General features: G+C 75.0%; 15 protein-coding genes and 2 pseudogenes. 12 read left to right on the forward strand and 5 right to left on the reverse strand.

The features are described 5' to 3' along the window. Positions 1–641: 641 nt before the first annotated feature. The 4 genes from FHU37_RS12845 to FHU37_RS12860 all read right to left on the reverse strand — a co-directional run bounded on the left by FHU37_RS12845 (position 642) and on the right by FHU37_RS12860 (position 7,878). Positions 642–1,136 (reverse strand): phage holin family protein, encoded by a 495-nt coding sequence (locus FHU37_RS12845; RefSeq protein WP_179814317.1) that lies wholly within the window; start codon positions 1,134–1,136, stop codon positions 642–644. Positions 1,137–1,340: 204 nt separating this feature from the next. Continuing rightward, positions 1,341–2,711 carry a Na+/H+ antiporter NhaA gene (gene nhaA / locus FHU37_RS12850; protein WP_179814318.1) on the reverse strand — a complete coding sequence of 457 codons (1,371 nt, stop codon included), beginning with the start codon at positions 2,709–2,711 and terminating at the stop codon, positions 1,341–1,343. Positions 2,712–2,979: 268 nt separating this feature from the next. After that, positions 2,980–4,935: an acetate--CoA ligase gene (gene acs, locus FHU37_RS12855; RefSeq protein ID WP_179814319.1), complete on the reverse strand. Its 1,956-nt coding sequence runs from the start codon at positions 4,933–4,935 to the stop codon at positions 2,980–2,982. 423 nt (positions 4,936–5,358) lie between these two features. After that, positions 5,359–7,878 carry a SulP family inorganic anion transporter gene (locus FHU37_RS12860; protein WP_246449842.1) on the reverse strand — a complete coding sequence of 840 codons (2,520 nt, stop codon included), beginning with the start codon at positions 7,876–7,878 and terminating at the stop codon, positions 5,359–5,361. Between the two features lie 386 nt (positions 7,879–8,264). On the opposite strand from FHU37_RS12860, the gene FHU37_RS12865 reads away from it, so the two are divergent. The 8 genes and pseudogenes from FHU37_RS12865 to FHU37_RS28140 all read left to right on the forward strand — a co-directional run. Beyond that, complete coding sequence (locus tag FHU37_RS12865) at positions 8,265–9,095, forward strand: Fic family protein (RefSeq protein ID WP_179814320.1); 831 nt, start codon at positions 8,265–8,267, stop codon at positions 9,093–9,095. 1,305 nt (positions 9,096–10,400) lie between these two features. Beyond that, positions 10,401–11,534, forward strand: a complete 1,134-nt coding sequence (gene ssd, locus FHU37_RS12870) for a septum site-determining protein Ssd (protein WP_179814321.1) — start codon at positions 10,401–10,403, stop codon at positions 11,532–11,534. Positions 11,535–11,587: 53 nt separating this feature from the next. Continuing rightward, positions 11,588–12,733: pseudogene (locus tag FHU37_RS12875) on the forward strand (TadA family conjugal transfer-associated ATPase); the annotation flags it as partial. Between the two features lie 260 nt (positions 12,734–12,993). Further along, on the forward strand, positions 12,994–14,097 hold the full coding sequence (locus tag FHU37_RS12880; protein WP_179814323.1) for a type II secretion system F family protein: 1,104 nt from the start codon (positions 12,994–12,996) through the stop codon (positions 14,095–14,097). Next, complete coding sequence (locus FHU37_RS12885) at positions 14,094–14,843, forward strand: type II secretion system F family protein (protein ID WP_246449844.1); 750 nt, start codon at positions 14,094–14,096, stop codon at positions 14,841–14,843. Before FHU37_RS12880 ends, FHU37_RS12885 begins: the two co-directional genes overlap by 4 nt. A gap of 91 nt (positions 14,844–14,934) precedes the next feature. Then, the gene (locus FHU37_RS12890; protein ID WP_179814325.1) at positions 14,935–15,180 is read left to right on the forward strand and encodes a DUF4244 domain-containing protein; all 246 of its coding nucleotides are present in this window, start codon (positions 14,935–14,937) and stop codon (positions 15,178–15,180) included. Then, positions 15,167–15,598, forward strand: coding sequence for a TadE family type IV pilus minor pilin (locus FHU37_RS12895; protein ID WP_179814326.1), 432 nt, complete (start codon positions 15,167–15,169; stop codon positions 15,596–15,598). Before FHU37_RS12890 ends, FHU37_RS12895 begins: the two co-directional genes overlap by 14 nt. After that, positions 15,595–15,972, forward strand: a pseudogene (locus FHU37_RS28140) (Rv3654c family TadE-like protein); the annotation flags it as partial. The gene FHU37_RS12895 and the pseudogene FHU37_RS28140, both read left to right, overlap by 4 nt. Before the next feature lie 221 nt (positions 15,973–16,193). On the opposite strand, the gene FHU37_RS12905 reads toward FHU37_RS28140, so the two are convergent. Continuing rightward, positions 16,194–18,653, reverse strand: a complete 2,460-nt coding sequence (locus tag FHU37_RS12905) for a DNA 3'-5' helicase SftH (protein ID WP_179814327.1) — start codon at positions 18,651–18,653, stop codon at positions 16,194–16,196. Positions 18,654–18,823: 170 nt separating this feature from the next. On the opposite strand from FHU37_RS12905, the gene FHU37_RS12910 reads away from it, so the two are divergent. The 4 genes from FHU37_RS12910 to FHU37_RS12925 all read left to right on the forward strand — a co-directional run bounded on the left by FHU37_RS12910 (position 18,824) and on the right by FHU37_RS12925 (position 22,448). Continuing rightward, the gene (locus FHU37_RS12910; RefSeq protein ID WP_179814328.1) at positions 18,824–19,165 is read left to right on the forward strand and encodes an anti-sigma factor antagonist; all 342 of its coding nucleotides are present in this window, start codon (positions 18,824–18,826) and stop codon (positions 19,163–19,165) included. Between the two features lie 217 nt (positions 19,166–19,382). Then, complete coding sequence (locus tag FHU37_RS12915) at positions 19,383–19,850, forward strand: ATP-binding protein (protein ID WP_179814329.1); 468 nt, start codon at positions 19,383–19,385, stop codon at positions 19,848–19,850. Positions 19,851–20,109: 259 nt separating this feature from the next. Then, complete coding sequence (locus FHU37_RS12920) at positions 20,110–20,832, forward strand: small secreted protein (RefSeq protein WP_179814330.1); 723 nt, start codon at positions 20,110–20,112, stop codon at positions 20,830–20,832. Positions 20,833–20,903: 71 nt separating this feature from the next. Continuing rightward, positions 20,904–22,448, forward strand: a complete 1,545-nt coding sequence (locus FHU37_RS12925) for a DUF7059 domain-containing protein (RefSeq protein WP_312892584.1) — start codon at positions 20,904–20,906, stop codon at positions 22,446–22,448. Positions 22,449–22,461: the final 13 nt, after the last annotated feature.

Raw genomic sequence — 22,461 nt, forward strand, 5'->3', positions numbered from 1 at the left:
GCGGGCGCGATCGAGGCGGGCGCGGCCGCGGTGGGGCGGGGGTCGGCGGTGGGGCGCGTGGCCGCGGTGGTGGTGGGCGCGGCGGGCGCGGGCCGGTGCGGGTGTGGCTCCGGTGACTGCTCGGCGTCGCCGTGCGGGGGGAGCGCGGTGACGGTGTCCGGGACGGCCGTGGTCCCCGGTGCGGCCGTCGCCGCGGGCGTGGTCACGGCGCCGGGCGCGACCCGGGAGCCGGGCGCGGCCACGGAACCGGGGACGGCCACGGAGCCCGGTGCGGCCGTCGCGCCGGGCGTGCCGGTGGGCAGGCCACCGGGCGGCACCCCGGGTGCCGGCCCCCCGAGCATCCCGTGGGGCCCGGGTGGGGTGGGATTGCTTGCGTGGGGATGCGCCATGTCCGAAGCCTGTCACATCCCGGCCATCGGACGGGGCGTGAAACGGGCCAGGCGGGTGGGGACCAGGGATGTTCCAGGGTCGCCGGCACGGCCGATGGTTCCCTGGGAGGACGGGCCGCGCCCCCCGTCCGCCGGAAGGACGAACCGGGCGCGCCCCGTGCGCCACCGCGGGGGATTGACGGCGCGACCTGCGGTGGTCCGGGGCGCCGGTGGCTCGGGGTTCCGGGAGCCGGTGGGTCGGGGACCGGGGGATCAGCGGCCGCGGGCGGTTCGCTCCGCCGGGCGCGGGCGGAACGACTTCAGCGCGGTGACGGTGCGCCGGGTGGAGTCGATGGTGCGCCGGGGCGGCCGGATACGTCGGAAGCTGCGCAGCGCGACGAGCGCCAGCACGCCGGCGACCAGCAGGTAGACGGCCCCGACGATGCAGAACGCCCAGCCCGTGGTGATGCCGAGGGCGCGCAGGCCGAAGGCGGCGGCCACGCTCAGCATCATCAGTGCGAAGAAGCCGAGCAGCCCGGCGACCGCGATGGAACCACTCCCGGCGACGGCCCGCTTGACGTCCTGGCGGACCTCCGCCTTCGCCAGCGCCACCTCGTCGCGCACCAGGGCGGAGAGGTCCTGGCTCGCGGAGGCGAGCAGTTCGCCGACGGACTGCCGGGCGGCGGTGTCGGCGGGGCGCGCGCCGCCGAGTGGGCGGGCACCGCTGCCGGGGTGGGGGGCCGGACCGGTCTGTTCGACAGCCGCCATCAGGGGTCTCCTCGTCGTCGGTCGTCTGCTCCTGGCACGCGGGTGACCGTTCGTGGCCCGGTTCTGAGGCGCGCATGCCCGGTGGACGGTTCGATCATGCCCCCAGTCGCCCCACGGACACCATCCGCCCTCCGCCGGTAGGCGGTAGGTGGTCCGGCTGCCGGTCAGGCTGGCCGGTCGGGCCGGTCAGGCCGGTCGGGCCGGTCAGGCCGGGCGGTGCCGGGACGGCGCCGGGGAGCCCGGGTCGGCGGCGGTGTCGCCGTCGGTGGCCACCACCGCGCCGGTCTCGTCGAACCGCTGGTAGATGTCCGGGATGCCGTCGTGGTTGTCGTCGCGGTTCTCCTCCTCCCACAGCCGGCGGTACCGGTTGTTCCGCAGGCGCAGCAGGATCGCCGCCACGGCGGCCGATATCAGCGATCCGGCCAGCACGGCCGCCTTGGCCTCGGCTATGACGCCGGGGTCGGTGAAGGCCAGCTCGGCTATGAGCAGCGAGACGGTGAAACCTATGCCGGCGAGCACGGACACGGCCATGACATCCGCCCAGGCCAGCTCCCGGTTGAGTTCCGCGCGGGTGAACCGGGCGGTGAGCCAGGTGCCGCCGAACACGCCGAGGCTCTTGCCGAGGAAGAGTCCGAGGACGATGCCCAGGCCGACGGGGTTGCTGAACACGGCCGCCAGGTCGTCGGGGCTGGCCGGCACGCCGGCCGAGAACAGGGCGAACAGCGGGACGGCCAGCCCCGCGGACCAGGGGCGTATCGCGTGCTCGATCCGCTCGGCGGGGGACTCCTGCTCGCCGGCCCGGGTCAGGCAGGGAACGAGCAGACCCATGGCGACGCCGGCCACGGTGGCGTGGATGCCGCTGGCGTGCACCAGCGCCCAGATGACCACGGCCAGCGGCAGGTAGAGGTACCAGCCGCGGATTCGCCGCCGCTGCATCCACCAGAACAGCGCCAGCAGCAGGACGGCCCCGCCGAGCGGGAGGAGGCTGAGGTCGGCGGTGTAGAAGAGGGCGATGACGATGATGGCGCCGAGGTCGTCCACCACCGCCAGGGTGAGCAGGAAGGCGCGGAGCGCCGAGGGCAGGTTGGTGCCGATCACGGCGAGCACGCCGAGGGCGAAGGCGATGTCGGTGGCCATCGGGATGGCCCAGCCGTTCGCCTCTCCGCCGCCGGTGGTGTTGATCAGCGTGTAGATCAGCGCGGGCACGGCCATGCCGCAGACCGCAGCCACCACCGGAAGGATGGCGGCGGAGGGCTTGCGCAGGTCGCCGGTGACCAGTTCGCGCTTGAGTTCCACGCCCGCGACGAAGAAGAAGACGGCGAGCAGGCCGTCGGCCGTCCAGTGCCCGATGCTGAGGTGGAGGTGGAGGGCTTCCGGGCCGAAGTGGAAGTCCCGGACGCGCTCGTAGAGCTCGCGGAGCGGGCTGTTGGCCAGGACCAGCGCCAGCACGGCGGCGCCCAGCAGCAGGGCGCCACCGACCGTCTCGGTGCGCAGGACGTCCGAGATGGTGCGGTGCTCGCGGTAGCTGGAGGGGCGGAGGAAGACGGTGCGGCGAGGGGGCGTCGGGGTCGACATGGTGGGGCTCCCGGCGTCGGCGGCGTACGGCGGACATGCGTGAACCGCCGCGAACGTCGTCGTTCGCGGCGATGCCGACCAGACTTCCCGGCTCACCTGTTGTGGCTACTGCCCGATGGATCGGCGAAGAATCCTTTCGCCGACCAACTAAATCGTATCGTAATACTTGCGCTGGAACCGGGACGGGCCGCTGCGCGACGCGGCCCCGCCCGGCTGGAGGACCAGCCGGGCGGGGCGAGGCGACGGAACCGGTCGGCCGGGCTCCCGGTCAGTCCTCCGACGCGGCGGAGGGCAGCTTGCGCTGGATGAGTTCCATGACGGAGGAGTCGGTGAGCGTGGTGACGTCGCCCAGCTCCCGGTTCTCCGCCACGTCGCGCAGCAGGCGCCGCATGATCTTGCCGGAGCGGGTCTTCGGCAGCTCGGCCACCGGCAGGATCCGCTTGGGCTTGGCGATCGGCCCGAGCGTCGCACCGACGTGGTCGCGCAGCTCGGTCACCAGGGTGTCGCTCTCTTCGACCCCGCCGCGCAGGATCACGAAGGCGACGATGGCCTGCCCGGTGGTGGCGTCCGTCGCGCCGACCACCGCCGCCTCGGCCACCTTCGGGGAGGACACCAGCGCGGACTCCACCTCCGTGGTGGAGATGTTGTGGCCGGACACCAGCATCACGTCGTCCACCCGGCCGAGCAGCCAGATGTCGCCGTCGTCGTCCCGCTTGGCGCCGTCCCCGGCGAAGTAGCGGCCCTCGAAGCGCGACCAGTAGGTGTCGACGTACCGCTGGTCGTCTCCCCAGATGGTGCGCAGCATGGAGGGCCAGGGCTCGGTCAGCACGAGGTAACCGCCGCCGCCGTTCGGCACCGGGTTGCCCTCGTCGTCCACCACGTCCGCGCTGATGCCCGGCAGCGGACGCTGCGCGGAGCCCGGCTTGGTGTCGGTCACCCCCGGCAGCGGGCTGATCATGATCGAGCCGGTCTCGGTCTGCCACCAGGTGTCGACCACGGGGGTGCGGTCCGCGCCGATGTGGTGGCGGTACCAGATCCACGCCTCCGGGTTGATCGGTTCGCCGACGGATCCCAGGACGCGCAGCGAGGACAGGTCGAACTTGGCGGGGATGTCGTCGCCCCACTTCATGAAGGTGCGGATCGCCGTGGGCGCCGCGTAGATGAGGGTGACCCCGTACTTCTGCACGATCTCCCAGAACCGGCCCTGGTGCGGGGTGTCCGGCGTGCCCTCGTACATGACCTCGGTGACGCCGTTGCTCAGCGGTCCGTAGACGATGTACGAGTGGCCGGTCACCCAGCCGATGTCGGCGGTGCACCAGTAGACGTCCCGGTCCGGTTTGGCGTCGAAGACCGCGTGGTGCGTGTACGACGTCTGGGTGAGGTAGCCCCCGGAGGTGTGCAGGATGCCCTTGGGCTTACCGGTGGTGCCCGAGGTGTAGAGGATGAACAGCGGGTGCTCGGCGTCGAAGGGCTGGGGGTCGTGCTCGGGGGACTGCCGGTCCACCAGCTCGTGCCACCACACGTCCCGACCCGCCGTCCAGGCCACCTCCTGCTCGGTGCGGCGGACGACCAGCACGGTCCGCACGCCGGTGACCCGGCGCAGCGCCTCGTCCACGATGCTCTTCAGCGCGTTGGCCTTGCCGCGGCGGAAACCGCCGTCCGCGGTGATGACCACCTCGGCGCCGGCGTCCTCGATGCGGCTGGCGACGGCCTCCGCCGAGAAGCCGCCGAAGACCACGGAGTGCGGCGCGCCGATCCGGGCGCAGGCGAGCAGGGAGACGACCGCCTCGGGGATCATCGGGAGGTAGATCGCGACCCGGTCGCCGGCCTTGACGCCGAGTTCCAGCAGGGCGTTCGCGGCCTTGCAGACCTCGTCCTTGAGCTGGGCGTAGGTCAGGGTGCGGGTGTCGCCGCCCTCGCCCTCGAAGTGGATGGCGACCCGGTCGCCGTTGCCCGCCTCGACGTGCCGGTCGACGCAGTTGTAGGCCACGTTGAGCTTGCCGTCGGCGAACCACTTGGCGAAGGGCGGGTTGGACCAGTCGAGCGTCTCGGTGGGCGGGACGGCCCAGTCGAGACGCCGGGCCTGCTCGGCCCAGAACCCCAGGCGGTCGTTCGCGGCCTGCTCGTACGCGTCCGCGGTGACGTTGGCCTCGGCCGCCAGATCCGCGGGCGGCGGGAAGTGACGCTCCTCGCGGAGAAGATTGGCCAAGCTTTCCTTGCTCAACGCACACTCCTTGCATCTCGAAGCGGTCCCACGGCCCGTGCCGGCGCGGATGCACCTGGGACAGCCTCTCGGCTCGAGACGTACCCCCGCCAGCACATCAGTGACGGGGGTCACGTGGCAAGGGTTCACCAAAATTGGTTTAGACCTTTTCTGGTGTCGGGGGTGCCGGACGGGCGGACAAAGCCGGCAGATCCCCGTATTTCCACCGCCTGAGGCGGCTTCTCGCGTCCCCTGCCGGCCGTTGCCCGCACGCATCTCGGCGTGTCGTGCGGTGGTCGTGGGGCGCCACCCCGCCCCACGACTGGCCGCATCCGGCCCACCCGCCCGCGCCTGCCCGACCCGCGCCTGCCCGACCCGGACCTACCCGACCCGTGACCTGCCCCCCGCCCTGGGCCCGGTCCGTGACCGCTCCGGCGGGTGTGGTCAGCGCACCTCCACCTTCTCCGGGGCATCCGGCGCGCCGGACGCCCCGGCGCCGGCCTCGGTGCCGGACCCCGCGTCCGACTCGGAGGGCTCAGCCAGGTCGACGAAGCGCCGTCCGGAGGCGTCCAAGCGGTAGATGGCCGCGGCCTTGACGTCGAAGAACAGCCCGATCAGCTGCAGCGAGCCCTCCTCCACCCGGCGCCGCACCGAGGGGTGCGTCATCAGGTTGTCCAGCTGCTGCGCCACGTTGGTCATGGACAGCAGGTCGGCCGAGGACGACTCGACGCCCTCGATCACCGCCGGCCGGCTCGCCATCCGGCTCAGCGACGGCTCGCCGCCGCGCAGCCAGCGCCCCAGCCCGGTCGCCCGGTCCAGCCCCGGATCCAGCAGCGCCTGCATGGCGCCGCATCCGGAGTGCCCGCAGACCGTGATCGCCGGTACCCGCAGGACGTCGACCGCGTACTCCAGCGCCGCCGCCACGGAGGTGTCACCGCCCGCACCGGCGCCGAAGGCCCCGTCGACCGAGGCGTCGTCGGCGGTGCGCGGGACGAGGTTGCCGATGTTGCGCACGGTGAACAGGTCACCGGGTCCGCTGGAGGTGATCTGGTTGGGCACGATCCGGGAGTCCGCGCAGGTGATGAACAGCTGGGCGGGCCGCTGCCCCTCGGCGGCCAGCCGGGCCAGGTACGGCTGGACGTGCTCGGCCGTGGACCGGCGGAACTCCCGCACGCCGTCCAGTAGCGCCGCCTCCGCGCAGACCTGGCCCTGACGCCGTTGCCAGGACGACCAGGGAGCGAACCAGCGCGGCGAGGGCGCCGGACCGACCCGCAGGGGCGGGATGGTCGCGTCGTCCTCCGTGGCCCGACGGCCCCAGCAGCCGTGCACGTCCTCGATCTCCACCGTGCCGCCCCGGTCGGTGTACCCGGAGCGCCAGCTCTGCACCGCCTCGAACGCCGCGTGGTCGAGGAAGTCCACGTCCAGCTCCAGCACCACCGGCATCCCGTCCGGGATCTGGTTGAGGGCCCCGCTCAGCCGGGGGACGGCCAGGAAGGTCAGCGAGCCGTGCGCGCGGACCCGCACCCCGCCGGCCTCCCGCCGCACCTCCACCCTGGTGTGCGCCAGCCGCCGCAGCGCCGTCAGCACGGCCACGGCGATGCCGATCGCGACCCCCTCGAGCACCCCGGTGAACAGCACCGCGACCGCCGTCACCAGGTAGGTCGGGAACTCCCGGTGCCGGTGGACGTGCCGCATGTGGACCCGGTTGACCATCTGGATGCCGACGACCATCACCAGCGCGCCGAGCGAGGACAGCGGAATGCGCTCCAGCAGCGCGACCCCGACGGCGCTGAAGAGCAGGACCCACACGCCGTGCATGGTCGCCGAGGCCCTGGTCCGGGCGCCGGACCGCACGTTGGCGGTGGATCGGACGGCGACGCCGGTGACGGCGAGGCCGCCGAGCGACCCGGAGACGACGTTGGCGACACCCTGCCCGACGAGCTCCCGGTCCAGGTTTGCCCGCGGGCCCGAGTGCATCTTGTCCACCGCGACGGCCGACAGCAGTGACTCCACGCTGGCCACCACGGTCAGCGTCAGTACCGCGGCGATCAGGCCGAGCACCGGGCCTTCCGGTGCCGAGGGGAAGGCGTGGGCGCTCCAGGAGGGGATGTCCACCCGGGGGACGTCGCTGCCGGTGACGCCGGCGACCAGGGTCGCCACCAGCACGGCCATCAGGGCCCCGGGAGCCTGGGCGAGCAGTGACCAGCGGCCGGGCAGGCGGCTCAGGCGGGGCCAGGTGAGCAGCACCAGCACGGTGAGCAGGCCGAACGTGGTGGACGCCGGCTGCTGTCCGGTCAACTGGCCGGGCAGTGCCGCGATGTTGACGAGCGCGGAGCTCTCCGGCGACCCGCCGAGGACCACGTGCAGCTGGGCCAGGGCGATGGTGGCGCCGATGCCGGCGAGCATGCCGTGCACGATCGCCGGGGAGACCGCGAGGGCGCCGCGGGCCACCCGGAGCATGCCGAGGCCGATCTGGATGAGCCCGGCGAGGATGGTGATCGCGCAGGTCACCCGCCAGCCGTAGGTGTTGATCAGATCCGCGATGATCACGGTGAGCCCGGCGGCGGGGCCGCTGACCTGGAGGGGGGCGCCGCCCAGCAGGCCCACGACGATCCCGCCCACGGCCGCCGCCACCAGCCCGGCCTGGAGCGGGGCGCCGGTGGCGAGGGCGATCCCGAGGGAGAGCGGGATCGCGATCAGGAAGACGACCAGCGAGGCGGAGAGGTCCGCGAACCGGCCGCGTGCCGACCGCGCCGTGGCGGGGTTGGCCGCGCCCGGACCGGACGCGGGGGCGGGGGTGCCGGAGGGCGGCGCGGCGGCTTCGGCGCGCCCGGAGTGGTCGGCCGAGGAGCCGTTGGGGCTCGGTGCGGCAGCGGGGGCCGCCGTGGCGGCGTGGGCGGATCGCTCGGTCTCGTCGCCGCCGGCGGGCGGTGGGTTGGGTGGTCCGTGGTCGTGGATGGTCATGGTCCCGTCTCCTCCTGTGGCCTCACAGTCATCCGCCGGGCGGGCGTGGGGCGGTGGCTGCCGTGGTGTCACGGCGGTGTGGCGGGAGGGCGTCCGCCCGAAGGGGTGGTCTCGGGCGACCGGCCGCCTCTGCCGGGCGGGCGCGCCGTCTCCAGATGCCCCGTGCGTGTGCGAAGCACCATCGAATGGCCAAGCACGCGCATAGAGATCTTCAACAAACGGTAAAGGCGCTTGCTCGGGGGCGGGGGGATCCGCTCGGAATTTCACTCCAAAGAGTGAAAGGAGGGATGCGAACGGCTAGGTCGGGGAAGGGCTCTGACCTTGCGTCAGGTAAGCGCCGGGGGCCGGGGCCCCTTCCGCCTCGGCGGGTCATCTAGGGTCGGGCCGTGAGCGATACCAGTCATCCCCTCGCCTCCCTGGTCGGGCTCCCCGGCGTGGCCGACGCCGTGGAGCGGGCGCGTGCCGGCGTCGACGCCGTCTACCGGCACCGGGTCATGCGTCGGCGAGCCCCCGAGGTGAGTTCCGAGTCGGCGCTGCGCGGCGCCCGCGCCTCCGCCGCCCTGGCGGGCGCGGACTGGGCGCTGGAGGAGGTGCGCCGGCGCTCGGACTTCTCGGCGGACGAGCAGGCACGCACCGTCGGCGCCGGGCTCCGGCTGAGCGCCGAGGTGGGCGGCTTGGTCGGCGTGTGGCGCCGCACCCCCCTCCAGGCGTTGGCCAGGATGCACCTGGTCGCCGCCGCGGGAGCGCTGGAGCCGGAGCGCGTCGGACGCCCTCGCCTGGCCGGCGAGGGCGTGATCGAGGAACCGCTGCCCGGGAGGCTGGTACTGCCCGGCGCCGAGGAGGTCTCGGCCCGGCTGGAGGGGCTGGCCGAGCTGCTGACCCGGCCGCACGGCGAGGTTCCGGCGCTGGTGGTCGCGGCCGTGGTGCACGGCGAGCTGCTGACCCTGCGGCCGTTCGGCAGCGCCAACGGGCTGGTGGCCCGTGCCGCCGAGCGCCTCTGCCTGATCGCGGAGGGGTTGGACCCGAAGGCCGTCGCGCCGGCGGAGGTCGGGCACGCCGAGGCGGGGGCCGACGGCTACCTGGCGGCCCTCGTGGGCTACGCCTCCGGCACCGTGGAGGGCGTCGCCGAGTGGGTGACGCACTGCGCCGAGGCGGTCGCGCTCGGCGCGCGGGAGGCGACCGCGGTGTGCGAGGCGATGCAGCGCGGGATGATCTGAGCCGGTTCGTACCGGGCCCGCCTCGGCCTCGAAGGGCTTCGAACAGGGATCGGCGGCCTCCCGCGTGCCACGCGGGAGGCCGCCGTTCCACACGTCCACCGGGTTACCAGTGCGTGCACCGTTCTTTGCCGATCAGGCGGGAGTCTTCCTGTCCCTACCTGGTGCGGCGGCCCGTCAGCGGGTCGGCTGCGCGTGGGTGCCCGGTTTTCGTGCTCGGTCCGTGGGCCGCGTCGTGCTGCTGCCCGTTCCGGTTCCCGTGGTCGATGGCGCGGTCGTGCTCGTGGGCGCCGTCGGGCCGGGACCTGGTCCGGGAGCCTGGCTCGGTCTCGCGGGCCGTCAATCCCTTTGTACGCCTTTGTCCGCCGGAAGGGAAGTGGAGGCGGCGAGCGGCGGGACTGGTGTGGCGGCCCGCTCCGGCGGCCGGCCGGGGGCGCCGCGGGCCGGGGCGCGTGGAGGGGGATGCGGAGTTCCGGGGTTCGTGCGGAGTGCTCCGTTCATCCGCTCGCCGGTTTTCCCAGTTCGGCCTTCCGTTCGCGCGAACCCATTCGGCGTAAGAGGCTCTGGGGCGGTTTGCTCATGAGGGCCTTCGGGTACACCATGGAAGCCACGGCGCGTATGCGTAGCCGTGTTGCCCGACCGTTCTCTTTCCCCCCGGAGACGGTCGAGGAGACGACCCCCGCTCTCCCCCCCGGCGGGGGTCGTCATGACTTCGCCGCCCCCGTTCGGCGCCGTCGGCCCCAGTCGACGGCCCGGGCGGGGGCCGTGTCGTTCCTGGACGCCGGGGCGGCGCGGGGCCACCGCGGCCCCGTATCCCGGTCGGCGCGCGTGGCCGGATCGGGCCAACCGTGCCGTTCGGGCGGGCGGAGAGAGGCGAATAGGCGACGGGGCTCGATTCGTTGGCGAGATCCTGCCTTCCAGGACGCTCGCTCATTAATGCCAGCTAATGACTTCGGCTGGTCGGCGTTTTCGGTACAAGGGATCACCGAAATACCCGGAGTCATCCTGGAAGGCATTCGTTGATCTCCGTCGAGCCGGTGGCGGGCGGTGCCGGCGGCCCCCGTGCCGCTCGGCGATGCCGATGTCACGGGGATCGCCGGCAACGCCGCCGTCGTCCGCCGCCGACGTGGCGGTCGCCCGGGCCGTCGCCGCCGGCTGCCGCGCGGTGGCGACGCCCGTGGATTGGCGCGAGCATGGCGAAAGTTATCCACAGGCTGTGAATGGGGACTGTCGCGCCGCCGGCGATCCACGCCACCGTGGAGGGGCGGCCGCGATCAGCGGCCGAACCCCCAACCAGTGGAGACCCCCATGGGCAACGACCTGCTCAACCCCTCCGCCGACCGCGACGCCCCCGCCCAGCCGGGGCCGCTGCTCGTCACCGGCGACGACCGCCTGCTGGACGACCTGCTCAGGCTGTGCGCGGTCGCCGGCGTGGAACCGCAGAAGATCTGCGGCGCGACGGATCCCCCCACCCCCGGGCTGTGGCAGAGCGCCCCGCTCATCCTGGTCGGCTGCGACGCCGTCCCCTGGGTCGAGGGAGCGGCCCGCCGCGAAGGCGTACTGCTGATCGGCCGGGACCTCGACGACGCGCAGGTGTGGCGGAACGCCATGGCGGTCGGCGCCGACCACGTCGCCTTCCTCCCGGAAGCGGAGCCGTGGCTCGTGGACCGCATCGCCGATGCCGTGGAGAGCCAGGGCACGCCCGCCTTCACCATCGGAGTGGTCGGCGGCCGAGGCGGCGCCGGCGCGAGCACCCTCGCCGCCGCGCTCGCCACACACGCCGCCGAAGCGGGCCGCCCCGCGATGCTGCTCGACGCCGATCCGCTCGGCGGCGGCCTCGACCTGCTCCTCGGCGCCGAGCAGATGCCGGGACTGCGCTGGCCCGACCTCGCCGGGGCCGGTGGACGGGTCAACGCCACCGCCCTCGCCGAAGCCCTGCCCCGACCCCGCCAGTCCGCGGAACTCGCCGTGCTCTCCTGGGACCGCTCCGACGTCCTCACCATCCCACCCGCCGCCATGCGCGCCGTCCTCGGCGCCTCCCGCCGCCGCGGCGGACTGGTCGTCATCGACCTTCCGCGCCGCTTCGACGAGGCCGCCGTGGAGGCCCTCGGCCAGTGCGACCTCGTCCTGCTGGTGGTGCCCAGGGAGATCCGCGCGGTCGCCGCCGCGGCACGGATCGCCGCCGCCGCCACCATGCTGCTCCGCGACGTCCGCGTGGTGGCCCGTGGCCCGGCACCCTCAGGGCTGACCCCCGCCGAGGTGGCCGGCTCCCTCGCCCTCCCGCTGGCCGGGGAACTGGATCCGGAACCCGGCCTCGGTCCCCGCCTGGAGAGCGGCCGGTTCCCGGCCGGCGGCACCGGCCCCCTCGCCCGGTTCTGCCGCACCTTCCTCACCGCCCTCGCCCCCACGCTCGGCCCGGCCCCGGACGGGGGTGCCGCATGACCACCGCGTTCGCCGAACGGCTGCACGAACCCGAACCGACGCTCGACCGCCGCCTCGTCGCGGCGGTGCGGCACCGGCTCGCCGAATCCGGACACCCGCCCACCGCGGCCCGGGTCGCCGAGGCGCTGCGCGCCGACGGCCGGGTACTCGGAGGCTCCGCGCTGCTGGCCGTCGTCACCACCCTGCGCTCCGAACTCGCCGGCTGCGGCCCGCTGGAGCCGCTGCTGGCACTGCCCGACACCACCGACGTCCTGGTCAACGCCCCCGACGAGGTCTGGCTGGACCGCGGCCGCGGCCTGGAACGCACCGACGTGCGCTTCGAGAACCCGGCCGAGGTGCGCCGGCTGGCCCAACGGCTCGCCGCCGCCGCCGGCCGCCGCCTCGACGACGCCCACCCCTGGGTGGACGCCAGGCTCCCCGACGGCACCCGGCTGCACGCCGTGCTGCCGCCGGTGGCGGCCGGCGGCAGCACCTGCCTGTCCCTGCGCGCCGTCCGACACCGGGCCCTCACCCTCGACGGGCTGGTGACCGCCGGATCACTCAGCGACGACGGCGCCGCCCTGCTGCGGCGGGTCGTCCGGGCCAAAGCCTCCTTCCTGGTCACCGGCGGAACCGGAAGCGGCAAGACCACCCTCCTCGCCGCGCTGCTCGGCGCGACCCCGCCACACGAGCGCATCGTGCTCGCCGAGGACTCCGCCGAACTCGCCCCGGACCACCCGCACGTGGTCCGGCTGGAGGCCCGTCCGGCCAACCAGGAGGGCGCCGGCGCCGTGACCCTCCGGGACCTGGTGCGGCAGGCGCTGCGGATGCGCCCCGACCGCCTGGTCGTCGGCGAGGTCCGGGGCGCCGAGGTCACCGACCTGCTGGCCGCCCTGAACACCGGCCACGAAGGCGGCTGCGGCACGGTGCACGCCAACGCGGCCGACGACCTGCCGGCCCGGCTGGAGGCGCTCGCCTCCAGCGCCGGACTCGACCGCCTCGCCCTGCACAGCCAGCTGTCCGCGGCCGTGGACCTGGTGCTGCACGTGGCCCGCGGACCCGGAGCGGTCCGCCGCCTGGCCGCCGTGCACGTACTCCGCCAGGGCCCCGACGGGCTGGTACGGACGATCCCGGCGGCGCTCTTCGACCCCGCCGGCACCCTGCTCAAGGGCCCGGGCTGGAGCCAACTCGCCGCCCTGTGCGCCCGGGCCGAACCCGCCACCGACCCGGCCGGTGCCGTCCCCGCGCAGCCCCCGCCAGACCGCGCGCGTTCGGGAAGTGCGGCCGCGGACACCGGTTCGCCCCGGGCCGGGACCCCGGCTCCCGCCGCCCCTGCGGCCCGGTACCCGGAGCCGGCCGGCGAGGCCGCACCCGCCGACCGGCCCACCTCACCGGCCGCCGCCCCACCGGGCACCCGGCGCCGGGGAGCGGTGCCCCCGCCGCACACCACGCGGCCGATGCACCCCGCGAGGGCCGGCCGATGACCACCGGCCCGACGACCACCCCGGCCACCGCCGCGACCTGCCTCCTCGCCCTCCTCCTCGCCTGGCAACTGGCCAGCCACCGGGCCGGCCGGTGGCGCCTCCCCGAAGCGTGCGGCACCACCATCACCCCGATGCCGCGCCACGCCCGGCCGCTCCACCGGCCCCGACCGACCGCCACCTCCGACGCCACACCACCGAACCTGCGGCGGACCGACCGCGCCCGCTCCTCCCTGGCCACCTGCGCCGTCGTCACGGGCGGAGCGGCCCTCGCCCTCGCCCTCGGAAGCTGGCCGCTCGCCGGCCTGCTCCCGCTCGGCTGGTTCACCGCGACCGCGGCGGCCCGCGCCGCCCGGCTGCGCGCCACCCGACGTCGCGGGCGCGAGGCCGTCGCCGCCCTCTGCACCACCCTGCACGCCGAACTGCGCGCCGGACGGCTGCCCACCCAGGCACTGGAGCACGCCCTGCGCAAGGCGTCGTCCACACCGGAAGGCGGCGCCTCCCCACCCCACCGCGCGGCCGCCCTCGGGGCGCGCGACCGGGCACGACTGCTGTTCGCCGCCCGACACGGCGGCGACATCCCCGCCGAACTGCGCCGCGCCGCCGAGGCCCCCGGCGGCGAGGGGCTGCTGGCGCTCGCCGCCTGCTGGTCGGTCGGGGAACTCAGCGGCGCCGGCCTGGCCGGGGCCACCGACCGGCTCGGACGGGCGCTCCGCGCGGAACAGGCGGCCCGTCAGGAGATCCAGGGGCACCTCGCGGGACCACGGGCCACCGTGGCGCTGCTCGCCGGCCTGCCGGTCATCGGACTGCTGCTCGGCTCGGCGGCCGGTGCCGAACCACTCGACTTCCTCCTGCACACCCCGGCGGGCGGCGTGTGCCTGTTGGCGGGCGCCGCCCTGGAGATCGCGGGGCTGCGGTGGACCGCCCAGATGGCCCGGCGCGCACTGGAGGCCGTGGCCGGGCCCGAGAGCCGGAACACCACCGCGACACGGCCGGCGAAGCCCTCACGGCGACCCGCGCGGAGACGTCCGGCGGTGCCACCGGGACCGTCACACCGCCGAGAGCTGGCCGCCGGCGGCACACCACGCCGAGGCCTGCCATGAACGCCTTCGGCACGGCGACCGCCCAGGCCGCCCTGCTGGTCGCGGCAGCCTTGCTGCTGACGTCACCCAGGCGACGAGCCCGCTGTGGGAACCGACGCCGGCGGCCCTGGCCAGCACCGGCCTGGACCCGATCGACCCCGCCCGAGGTGGGCCTCCACACCGGCTCGGAGACGGGCCGCACCACGGGCCCGCCGCCGCGGACAGCCCCGCCCCTTCAACCCTCCCCGACCCTTCCCGGCCTCGACCGCCTCGCGGCCCTCACCCGTCTCGCGCGCCGCGCGCTCGACGCTCGGCGCGCCCACCGAACCGATCCGCTCCACGCCCAACTCCCGCTCGTCGCCGAGCTGCTCGCCGCCTGCCTGGCTGCCGGCTGCACCCCCGCGGAGGCAGCCGGAGCCGTCGCACGGGCGGTGCCCGAACCGGCGGCCGGCAGGCTGCGAGACACCTGCTCCCGGCTTCGGCTCGGCGCCGACCCCGCCGAGGCCTGGGACGTACCCGGCCTGGAGCCACTGGCCCGGGTACTCGTCCGCGCGCAGACCACCGGAGCCCCACCGACCAGCGCCCTGGTCTCCTTCGCGGCGGAAAACCGAGCCGAGCGCCTGCACGCGGCCGGGCGCATGGCCAGACGCACCGGCGTGCTCGCCACCGCGCCGCTCGGCCTGTGTTTCCTCCCGGCGTTCGTCCTCGTCGGCGTGACACCGGTGGTCGTCGGGCTCGCCGACGGGCTGCTCGACCTGACCGGTTGAGCAACCCCCGCCGGCGGCCCACGACACCACAGGCCCTCTCTCCGAACCACTGTCCACACAACCGTTCATCCACCCCAGAAGGAGCACCCCCATGTCGCACCCCACCAGCACGACCATCACCACCAGCACCCCCATCCCGTCCCCTGCGGCCGCCCGTCCCACGCGGAGGCCTCACGCCCCCACACCCCCGGACGCCGGCATGACCACCGCCGAGTACGCCGTCGGCACCCTCGCCGCCTGCGCCTTCGCCGGCATCCTGTTCACCGTCGTCAACTCCGGAGCCGTGGTGGACGCCCTCACGGCCCTGGTGGTGGGAGCCCTCAATGGCGGCCAGTGAACGCGCCCGCGGGCGGCGCCGAGAAGCCGGCTACGTCACCGCCGAGACCGCCGTGCTGCTCCCGGTGTTCATCCTGCTCACCTCCGGAATGCTCTGGCTGATCACCGCGGTGGCCGCCCAGATGCGCTGTGTGGACGCGGCCGCCCTCGGCGCGCGGGCGGCGGCCCGTGGCGACGGCCTGGAACGCGCCTCCGCGGCCGCCGCGGCGGCGGCCCCCCGCGGCGCGGAGGTGTCCGTGACCGAGGCGGACGGCATGGTCACCGTTCAGGTCTCCGCCCCGGCCCCCGGCCCCGAGGCACTGGCCAGACGGACGGGGATCACCGTCCGGGCCAGCGCGACGGCACCCGTGGAGTACGCCTTCGGCACCCCCTTCTCGGTCGCCGCCCGCCTCCCCACACCGCCGGAGGCGGCGTCGTGACGCCCCCCGCCCGCACGGCCGGCGCTCCCGGGCGGCGGCGACCGCCCGCCCGGGACACCGGCTCCGCCACCGTCTGGATGTGTGGGCTCTACCTCCTCGTCGCCGTAGCGGGGCTGCTGGCCCTGGCGGTCGGCCACGCGGCCACGCTGCGCCACCGCGCCGCCTCGGCCGCCGACCTGGCCGCCCTCGCCGGGGCGGCGAGGGCGGTGGGGCCACAGGCCGACGAGCCGCCCTGCGCGATGGCGGAACGGATCACCGACGCCCACCAGGCCCATCTGGCGTCCTGCCGGGTCGACGGGGCCGAGGTGTGGGTGGTCACCGAGGTCGGCGCCACCTCCCTGTTCGGTACCCGCCCCGTCGCCACCGCGACGGCCCGCGCCGGCCCGGCCGTCGACCCGGCGGCCGGCCCGCGACCGCTGCCCGCAGAGGGCCATGCGGGCATGGACACCACAGCGCCGACACCGACAGCGGCCCCAGCGCCGACGGCACCGGCCCGTCGCCGCGACCGTCCACGCCCCCGACCCCGCCCGGGCCGGGAGCGCGACGCCTGCCCGGCAGCCGCCGTTCAGCGACCCGCCGCTCAGCCACCGGCCGTTCAGCCGGCCGCCGGCGATCCGCCGCCGACCGGCTCGCCGAGCAGCACGTCCAGCAGCAGCACCGCCCCCTCCTTGTCCAGCGGCTCGTTGCCGTTACCGCACTTCGGCGACTGCACGCAGGACGGGCAGCCCTCCTCGCACTCACAGGCCGCGATCGCCTCCCGCGTCGCCGCCAACCACTGCCGCGCCGCCGTGAAACCACGCTCGGCGAAACCGGCGCCACCCGAATGCCCGTCGTGCACGAACACCGTCGGCAGACCGGTGTCCGCGTGCAGCGGTACCGACACCCCGCCGATGTCCCACCGATCACACGTCGCGAACAGCGGCAACAACCCGATGGAGGCGTGCTCGGCCGCGTGGGCCGCACCCGGAACCCGCCGCGGCTCCAGACCCACCTCCGCCAACTGCTCCTCCGTAACCGTCCACCACACCCCCTTGGTGACCAGCGTGCGCGGCGGAAGATCCAGCCGGTGCTCACCGATCACCTCACCGGTCACCAGCTTGCGCCGCAGATAGGACACCACCTGGCTGGTCACCTCCACCGTGCCGAAGTGCAGCCCGCTGCGCCCCCAGCGCTCGGTGCGCTCCGTGCGCCGGATCGCGATCTCCGTGACGTCCCGGGCGGTGGTGGTGTACGGCGGGTCGGCGCGCGCCACCAGCGCCACACCACTCTCCAGATCCAACTCCCGCACCAGATAGGTCAGCCCCTGATGCAGATGAACCGCGCCCTTGTGCACCGTCCCATGCGCCGCCGCGGCGTCCACCGTCCCCAGCACGTTCCCCGTGGCCGCCTCCACCACCTGGACGGGCGGGCCGCCGGATCCGCGCAGGTCCACCAGCGCCGCCGGCCGGTCACGACGGGTCCAGAACCACCCGCCCGGCCGGCGGCGCAGCAGACCGCGCCGCACCAGCGCCTCGACCACGGCGCCGGCCGACGGGCCGAACAGCTCCAGGTCCTCGGCGGTCAGCGGCCGCTCCGCCGCGGCGGCGCACAGGTGCGGCGCCAGGACGTGCGGATTGTCCGGATCGAGGACCGTCGACTCCACCGGACTGCCGAACAGCGCCTTCGGATGGTGCACCAGGTAGGTGTCCAACGGGTCGTCCCGGGCGATCAGAACGGCCAAGGCCTCCTGCCCGGCGCGCCCGGCACGCCCGGCCTGCTGCCACAGCGACGCCCGCGTGCCGGGATACCCGGTCAGCAGCACCGCGTCCAGGCCGCTGACGTCCACCCCCATCTCCAACGCCGGCGTGGACGCCAGGCCCAGCAACCGCCCCGCGTGCAGATCACGCTCCAGCCGCCGCCGCTCCTGCGGCAGGTAGCCACCCCGGTAGGCGGCCACCCGCGAGGCCAGGCCCGTCGGGCTGCCGGTGCCCTGCCCGTCCACCTCCGCCAAGCGCTCCCGGGCCACCAGGGAGATCACCTCCGCGCCCCGGCGCGACTTGACGAAGGCCACCGTGCGGACGCCGTCCAGCACCAGGTCGGTCAGCAGCTCGGCGGCCTCGGCGGTGGCGCTGCGCCGCACCGGGGCGTCCCGCTCACCGCGCAGCGGCGTCAACGGGGGCTCCCACAGCACGAAGGTGAGCGGCCCCCGCGGGGAGGCGTCGTCGCTGATCGCCACCGTCTCCAGACCGGTGAGCCGGGACGCGGCGGCCTGGGGAGCCGACACGGTGGCCGAGGCCAGCACGAACACCGGCGACGAACCGTAGTGGGCGCACACCCGACGCAACCGGCGCAGCACCTGCGCCACGTGCGAGCCGAAAACCCCGCGGTAGCTGTGGCACTCGTCCACCACCACATAGCGCAGGGCCCGCAGGAACGAGGCCCAGCGGGCGTGGTCGGGAAGGATGCCGCGGTGCAGCATGTCCGGGTTGGTCAGCACGTGGTGGCTGTAGCGGCGGACCCGTTCCCGCTCCTCCGGTGGGGTGTCGCCGTCGTAGAGGGCCGCGTCCAGGCGGGAAAGCCCGCCGCCGGGGGCGCCACGGTCCCCCGCGCCTCCGGCATCGCCGCTGTCGCCGCCCGGAGCCGCCCACGGGCCGCGCAGCAGGCGCTGGAGCACGCGCAGCTGGTCGGCCGCCAGCGCCTTGGTGGGTGCCAGGTACATGGAGGTGGCGCCACGGCCGCCGCGGGTCGCCGCCCCCTCCAGCAGCGTGGTCAGGACCGGCGCCAGGTAGGCGGCCGACTTGCCGGACGCGGTGCCGGTGGCCAGGACCACCGAACGGCCGGCCAGCGCGGCGCGGGCCGCCGCGCTCTGGTGCTCCCACGGCCGTTCGATGCCGAGGGCATGCCGGAACGCGGCCACGACCTCCGGCGCGATCCCCTCGGGCCAGTCGGCATGACGCCCGGGGCGCGCGGGCAGGTGCTCCGTATGGGTGACACGCTCGGTCCGGCCGTGCGGCGCCGTGAGCCGGGTGAGCACCTGCGCCGGCCGCGTGTCGAGCGGTGGGTATTGCGGGGCCATCGGGCCCAGTGTCGCACCGGGGACGGTCCGCGCAGGCAGCCCATGCCCCGACACTGGTGGCTGACAATCGCGGCAAGGCATCGTGTCCCCGGCCCGATAAGTGGTTGAATGTCGCCGCGGCTGCCGATCCATGGGGGGCTGACCGCTCGACGCAAGGCGCTGGAGGATCCGTGGACCTGTCCCTGTCGACTCGAACCGTAGGCGACCGCACCGTGGTCGAGGTCGGTGGCGAGATCGATGTGTACACCGCTCCGAAGCTGCGCGAGCAGTTGGTCGAGCTGGTCAACGACGGCAACTACCACCTGATCGTGAACATGGAGGCCGTCGACTTCCTGGACTCGACGGGGCTCGGTGTGCTCGTCGGAGGCCTGAAGCGGGTGCGGGCACACGAGGGGTCCCTGCGGCTGGTGTGCAACCAGGAACGCATCCTGAAGATTTTCCGCATCACCGGTCTGACCAAGGTGTTCCCGATCCACACCTCGGTCGACGAGGCGGTTTCGGCCACCGACTGACGCGGTCCGAAGAGCGGGCGGCGGCCGAGGCAGCACGCGGCTTCGGCCCGCTCTCCGGACCCACACGGTCACGCTCCGTGGCGCCGCCGCGCCGCTGCGCGGTCCGCGCCGCCGGCCGGCGCCGCTGGCGTGGCACGATGCACCGCAGCGCACCCGGGCCCGGAGACGCCGAACCCGCCCGGCCCCGCGCACCTGCCGCACCAGCCGAGGGGAACACATGGCAACCGTCGAACTCCGATTCAGCGCGCTTCCCGAGCACGTGCGCACCGCCCGGCTGGTGGCGGCGGCGGTGGCACGCAGAGCCGGGGTCGACGAGGCCATCCTGGACGAGGTCCGGCTCGCCGTCGGAGAGGCGTGCACCAGGGCGGTCTCGCTGCACGTCCAGCACGGGATCACCGAACCGGTGCGGGTGGCGCTCACCGAGACCCCGGACCGCTTCACCATCGAGGTCGGCGACCACGCGCCCAGCGAGGACGCGGACGCCCGGGTCCCCGGCCAGTCCCGGCCGGAAGCGGACGCCGACGACGAGCCCACCACCGCGGACATGGGCCTCGCGGTGATCAGCGGACTCGTCGACGACGTGGAGGTCCACGCCGGCGCCGACGGCGGCGTGCTGCGGATGAGCTGGCCCGCCGAAGCGCTCGGCACCGCCCGCGGCCAGGCTCCCACCGTCCTGCGCTCCTGAGGCCGCGCCCCGAGGGCGTCGGCCACCGGCGCCCGGGCCCTGCTCCATCCGCGCCCAACCCGCGCCCGTCGAACCGCCCCCGGCGCTGACCTGGAACGTTCCTCCACCCCTACACCAGGCCGTTACACTCGCCCCCCGACGGCAGGCTGGGCCGTGCCTTGGCGCGGAGGACGACAGGAAGCGGGGCTACCGGGTGGACGGACGCGCGGACCTTGGCGGGCCCCTGACCGGGCCGGCGGCCGGGACGACGACGGCGCCGATGCGGCACACGGCACGGCGGCGCCCCCCGCGACGCACCCGCGCGGTACTCGCCGTGCTGCCCGCCGCACTCACCCTCCTCACCGCCGCCGGATGCGCCGGGGACGACAACACCGAGGAACTCAACGCCTGGGCGCAGCAGGTCTGCGAACCCGCCGCCCAGCCGATCGCCGACGCCAACGCCGCGCTCGCCGACATGGGCGCCGTCAAGGACGGCGAGCAGCCCGCCGAGCTGCAGAAGCGCCTGTCCACCGACCTCGGCAAACTTGCCGCGGCCAACACGGCCCTCGCCGAGGCACTGGAGATGGCCGGGCCGCCCCCCGAGGTGGAGGGCGGGGCGGAACTGCAGACCCAGGCCGTCACCGAGCTGCGGCAGGTCGCCGAAGGCTACGACAACGCCCAGAGCAGGATCGACGAGCTGGACACCAGCGACCAGGCGGCCTTCGCCCAGGGCCTCGGCGAACTCCCCGACGACATCCAGGACCTCAACCGGCTCTCCCGCAGCGCCCTGGAGGACCTCCAGACCGGCGAAACCGGCCAGGCCATAGCCAGCCAGCCGGGCTGCGCCAGCGTGGCCGGCCCCGAGGCGTCCCCCTCCGCGTCCGGCTCCCCCTCGGCCGCCCCCTCCTCCTCCGCCTCGCCGGCCGCGGAAGCGTCCGCCTCCCCGGAGCAGTCGGGGGCCGAGGAGGAAGCGGCGGAGGACGACGCCCAGAACACCGAGTGACGACCGCGGAAGCGCGTCACCGAACGTCACGCCTTACCGTCGGGGTGGTGGGCGCGTAGCACAATGAGCCGGTGAGCACGCACCAGCACCCCGGCGGCACCGCGCTGCCCGACCCCGACGCCCCGGCGACCGCGCTGCTGCGCGAAGCCCTCCGCACCCACGGGTTCACCCCGGACGGCTGCCTGGACCTGCTGGGCGCCACCGCCTACGCGGCCCTGTCCCGCAACGAGACCGTCCCGGCGATGCGCGCCACCCGCACCGGCGGCCCGCTGGAGGCCCTCGTCCGGCTGTTCCTCCTGCAGTGCCCCGTTCCGAGGGCGGCGGCCGCCGCGGCCCTCCCGCTGGCCGAGTGCCTCGCCGCCGGCTGGCTGGAGGCCGCCGGCGACACGGACGAGGTCCGCGCCACCGTCGACATCCGCCCCTACGGGGAGGCCGAGCAGGACTGGTGGATCGTCGCGGACCTCGGCCGGGCCGTCGGCGGAGCCGGCGGCGCCGCCGGCAGCGGGCGCGCCGCAGGCGCCGACCTCGTGCTCGGCGCGGGCGGCGCCTCCACCACGCTGTCCGCCATCACCGTGCGCCGACCCGTCTCCCGGGCCCTGGACCTCGGCACCGGCTGCGGCGTACAGGCCCTGCACGCCGCCCCGCACGCCGAGCGGGTCGTCGCCACCGACCTCAACCCCCGGGCGCTGCGGGTCGCCAGGCTCACCACCGCCCTGTCCGGCGTCAGCAACGTCGACCTGCGCCACGGCAGCCTGTTCGAACCGGTCGCCGGCGAACGGTTCGACCTGATCGTCTCCAACCCGCCGTTCGTCATCTCCCCGCGCGGCCGGTTCACCTACCGCGACGGCGGCCTGCCCGGCGACGAACTGGTCCGCACCCTCGTCTCCCACGCCGGCGACCACCTCGCCCCCGGCGGGTACTGCCAGCTCCTCGCCAACTGGCAGCACGTCAGGGGAGAGGACTGGCGCGAACGGGTGCGCGGCTGGCTGCCGGACGGCTGCGACGCGTGGGTGGTGCAGCGCGAAGTGCAGGACCCGGCCCAGTACGCCGAGCTGTGGCTGCGGGACGCCGGGGACCACGAGGGGGACCGCGGCCCCGACAGCGCCTACGCCCGCCACTACGACGCCTGGCTGGACACCTTCGCCCGCGACGGCGTGGAGGCCGTCGGCTTCGGCTGGATCACCCTGCGCGCCAGCGGCGCCGAACGCCCCGTCGTCCGCCTGGAGGAGTGGCCGCACCCGGTGGAACAGCCACTCGGCCCCGAGATCGAGGACTGGTTCGCCCGCCAGGACTGGCTGCGCGACCACGACGACAAGGCCCTGCTGGAAACCCGCTTCCGGATCACCGAGGGCGTCCTGCAGGAGCAGGTCGGCCTGCCGGGCGCGGAGGACCCGGAGCACGTGGTGCTGCGTCAGCAGCGCGGCATGCGACGCGCCACCCGGGTCGACACCGTCGGAGCCGGATTCGCCGGCGCCTGCGACGGCACGCTCCGCGCCGGAGAGATCGTCGACGCCATCGCGGCCCTGCTCGGCGAGGACCCCACCGCCCTGCGCGAGCGCACCCCCGAGTCGATCCGCCTCCTCGTCGACCAGGGCTTCCTGACGCCGGAGCACTGACGCCGCGGTCCCT

The organism is Allostreptomyces psammosilenae, from assembly GCF_013407765.1.
Taxonomy (GTDB): domain Bacteria; phylum Actinomycetota; class Actinomycetes; order Streptomycetales; family Streptomycetaceae; genus Allostreptomyces; species Allostreptomyces psammosilenae.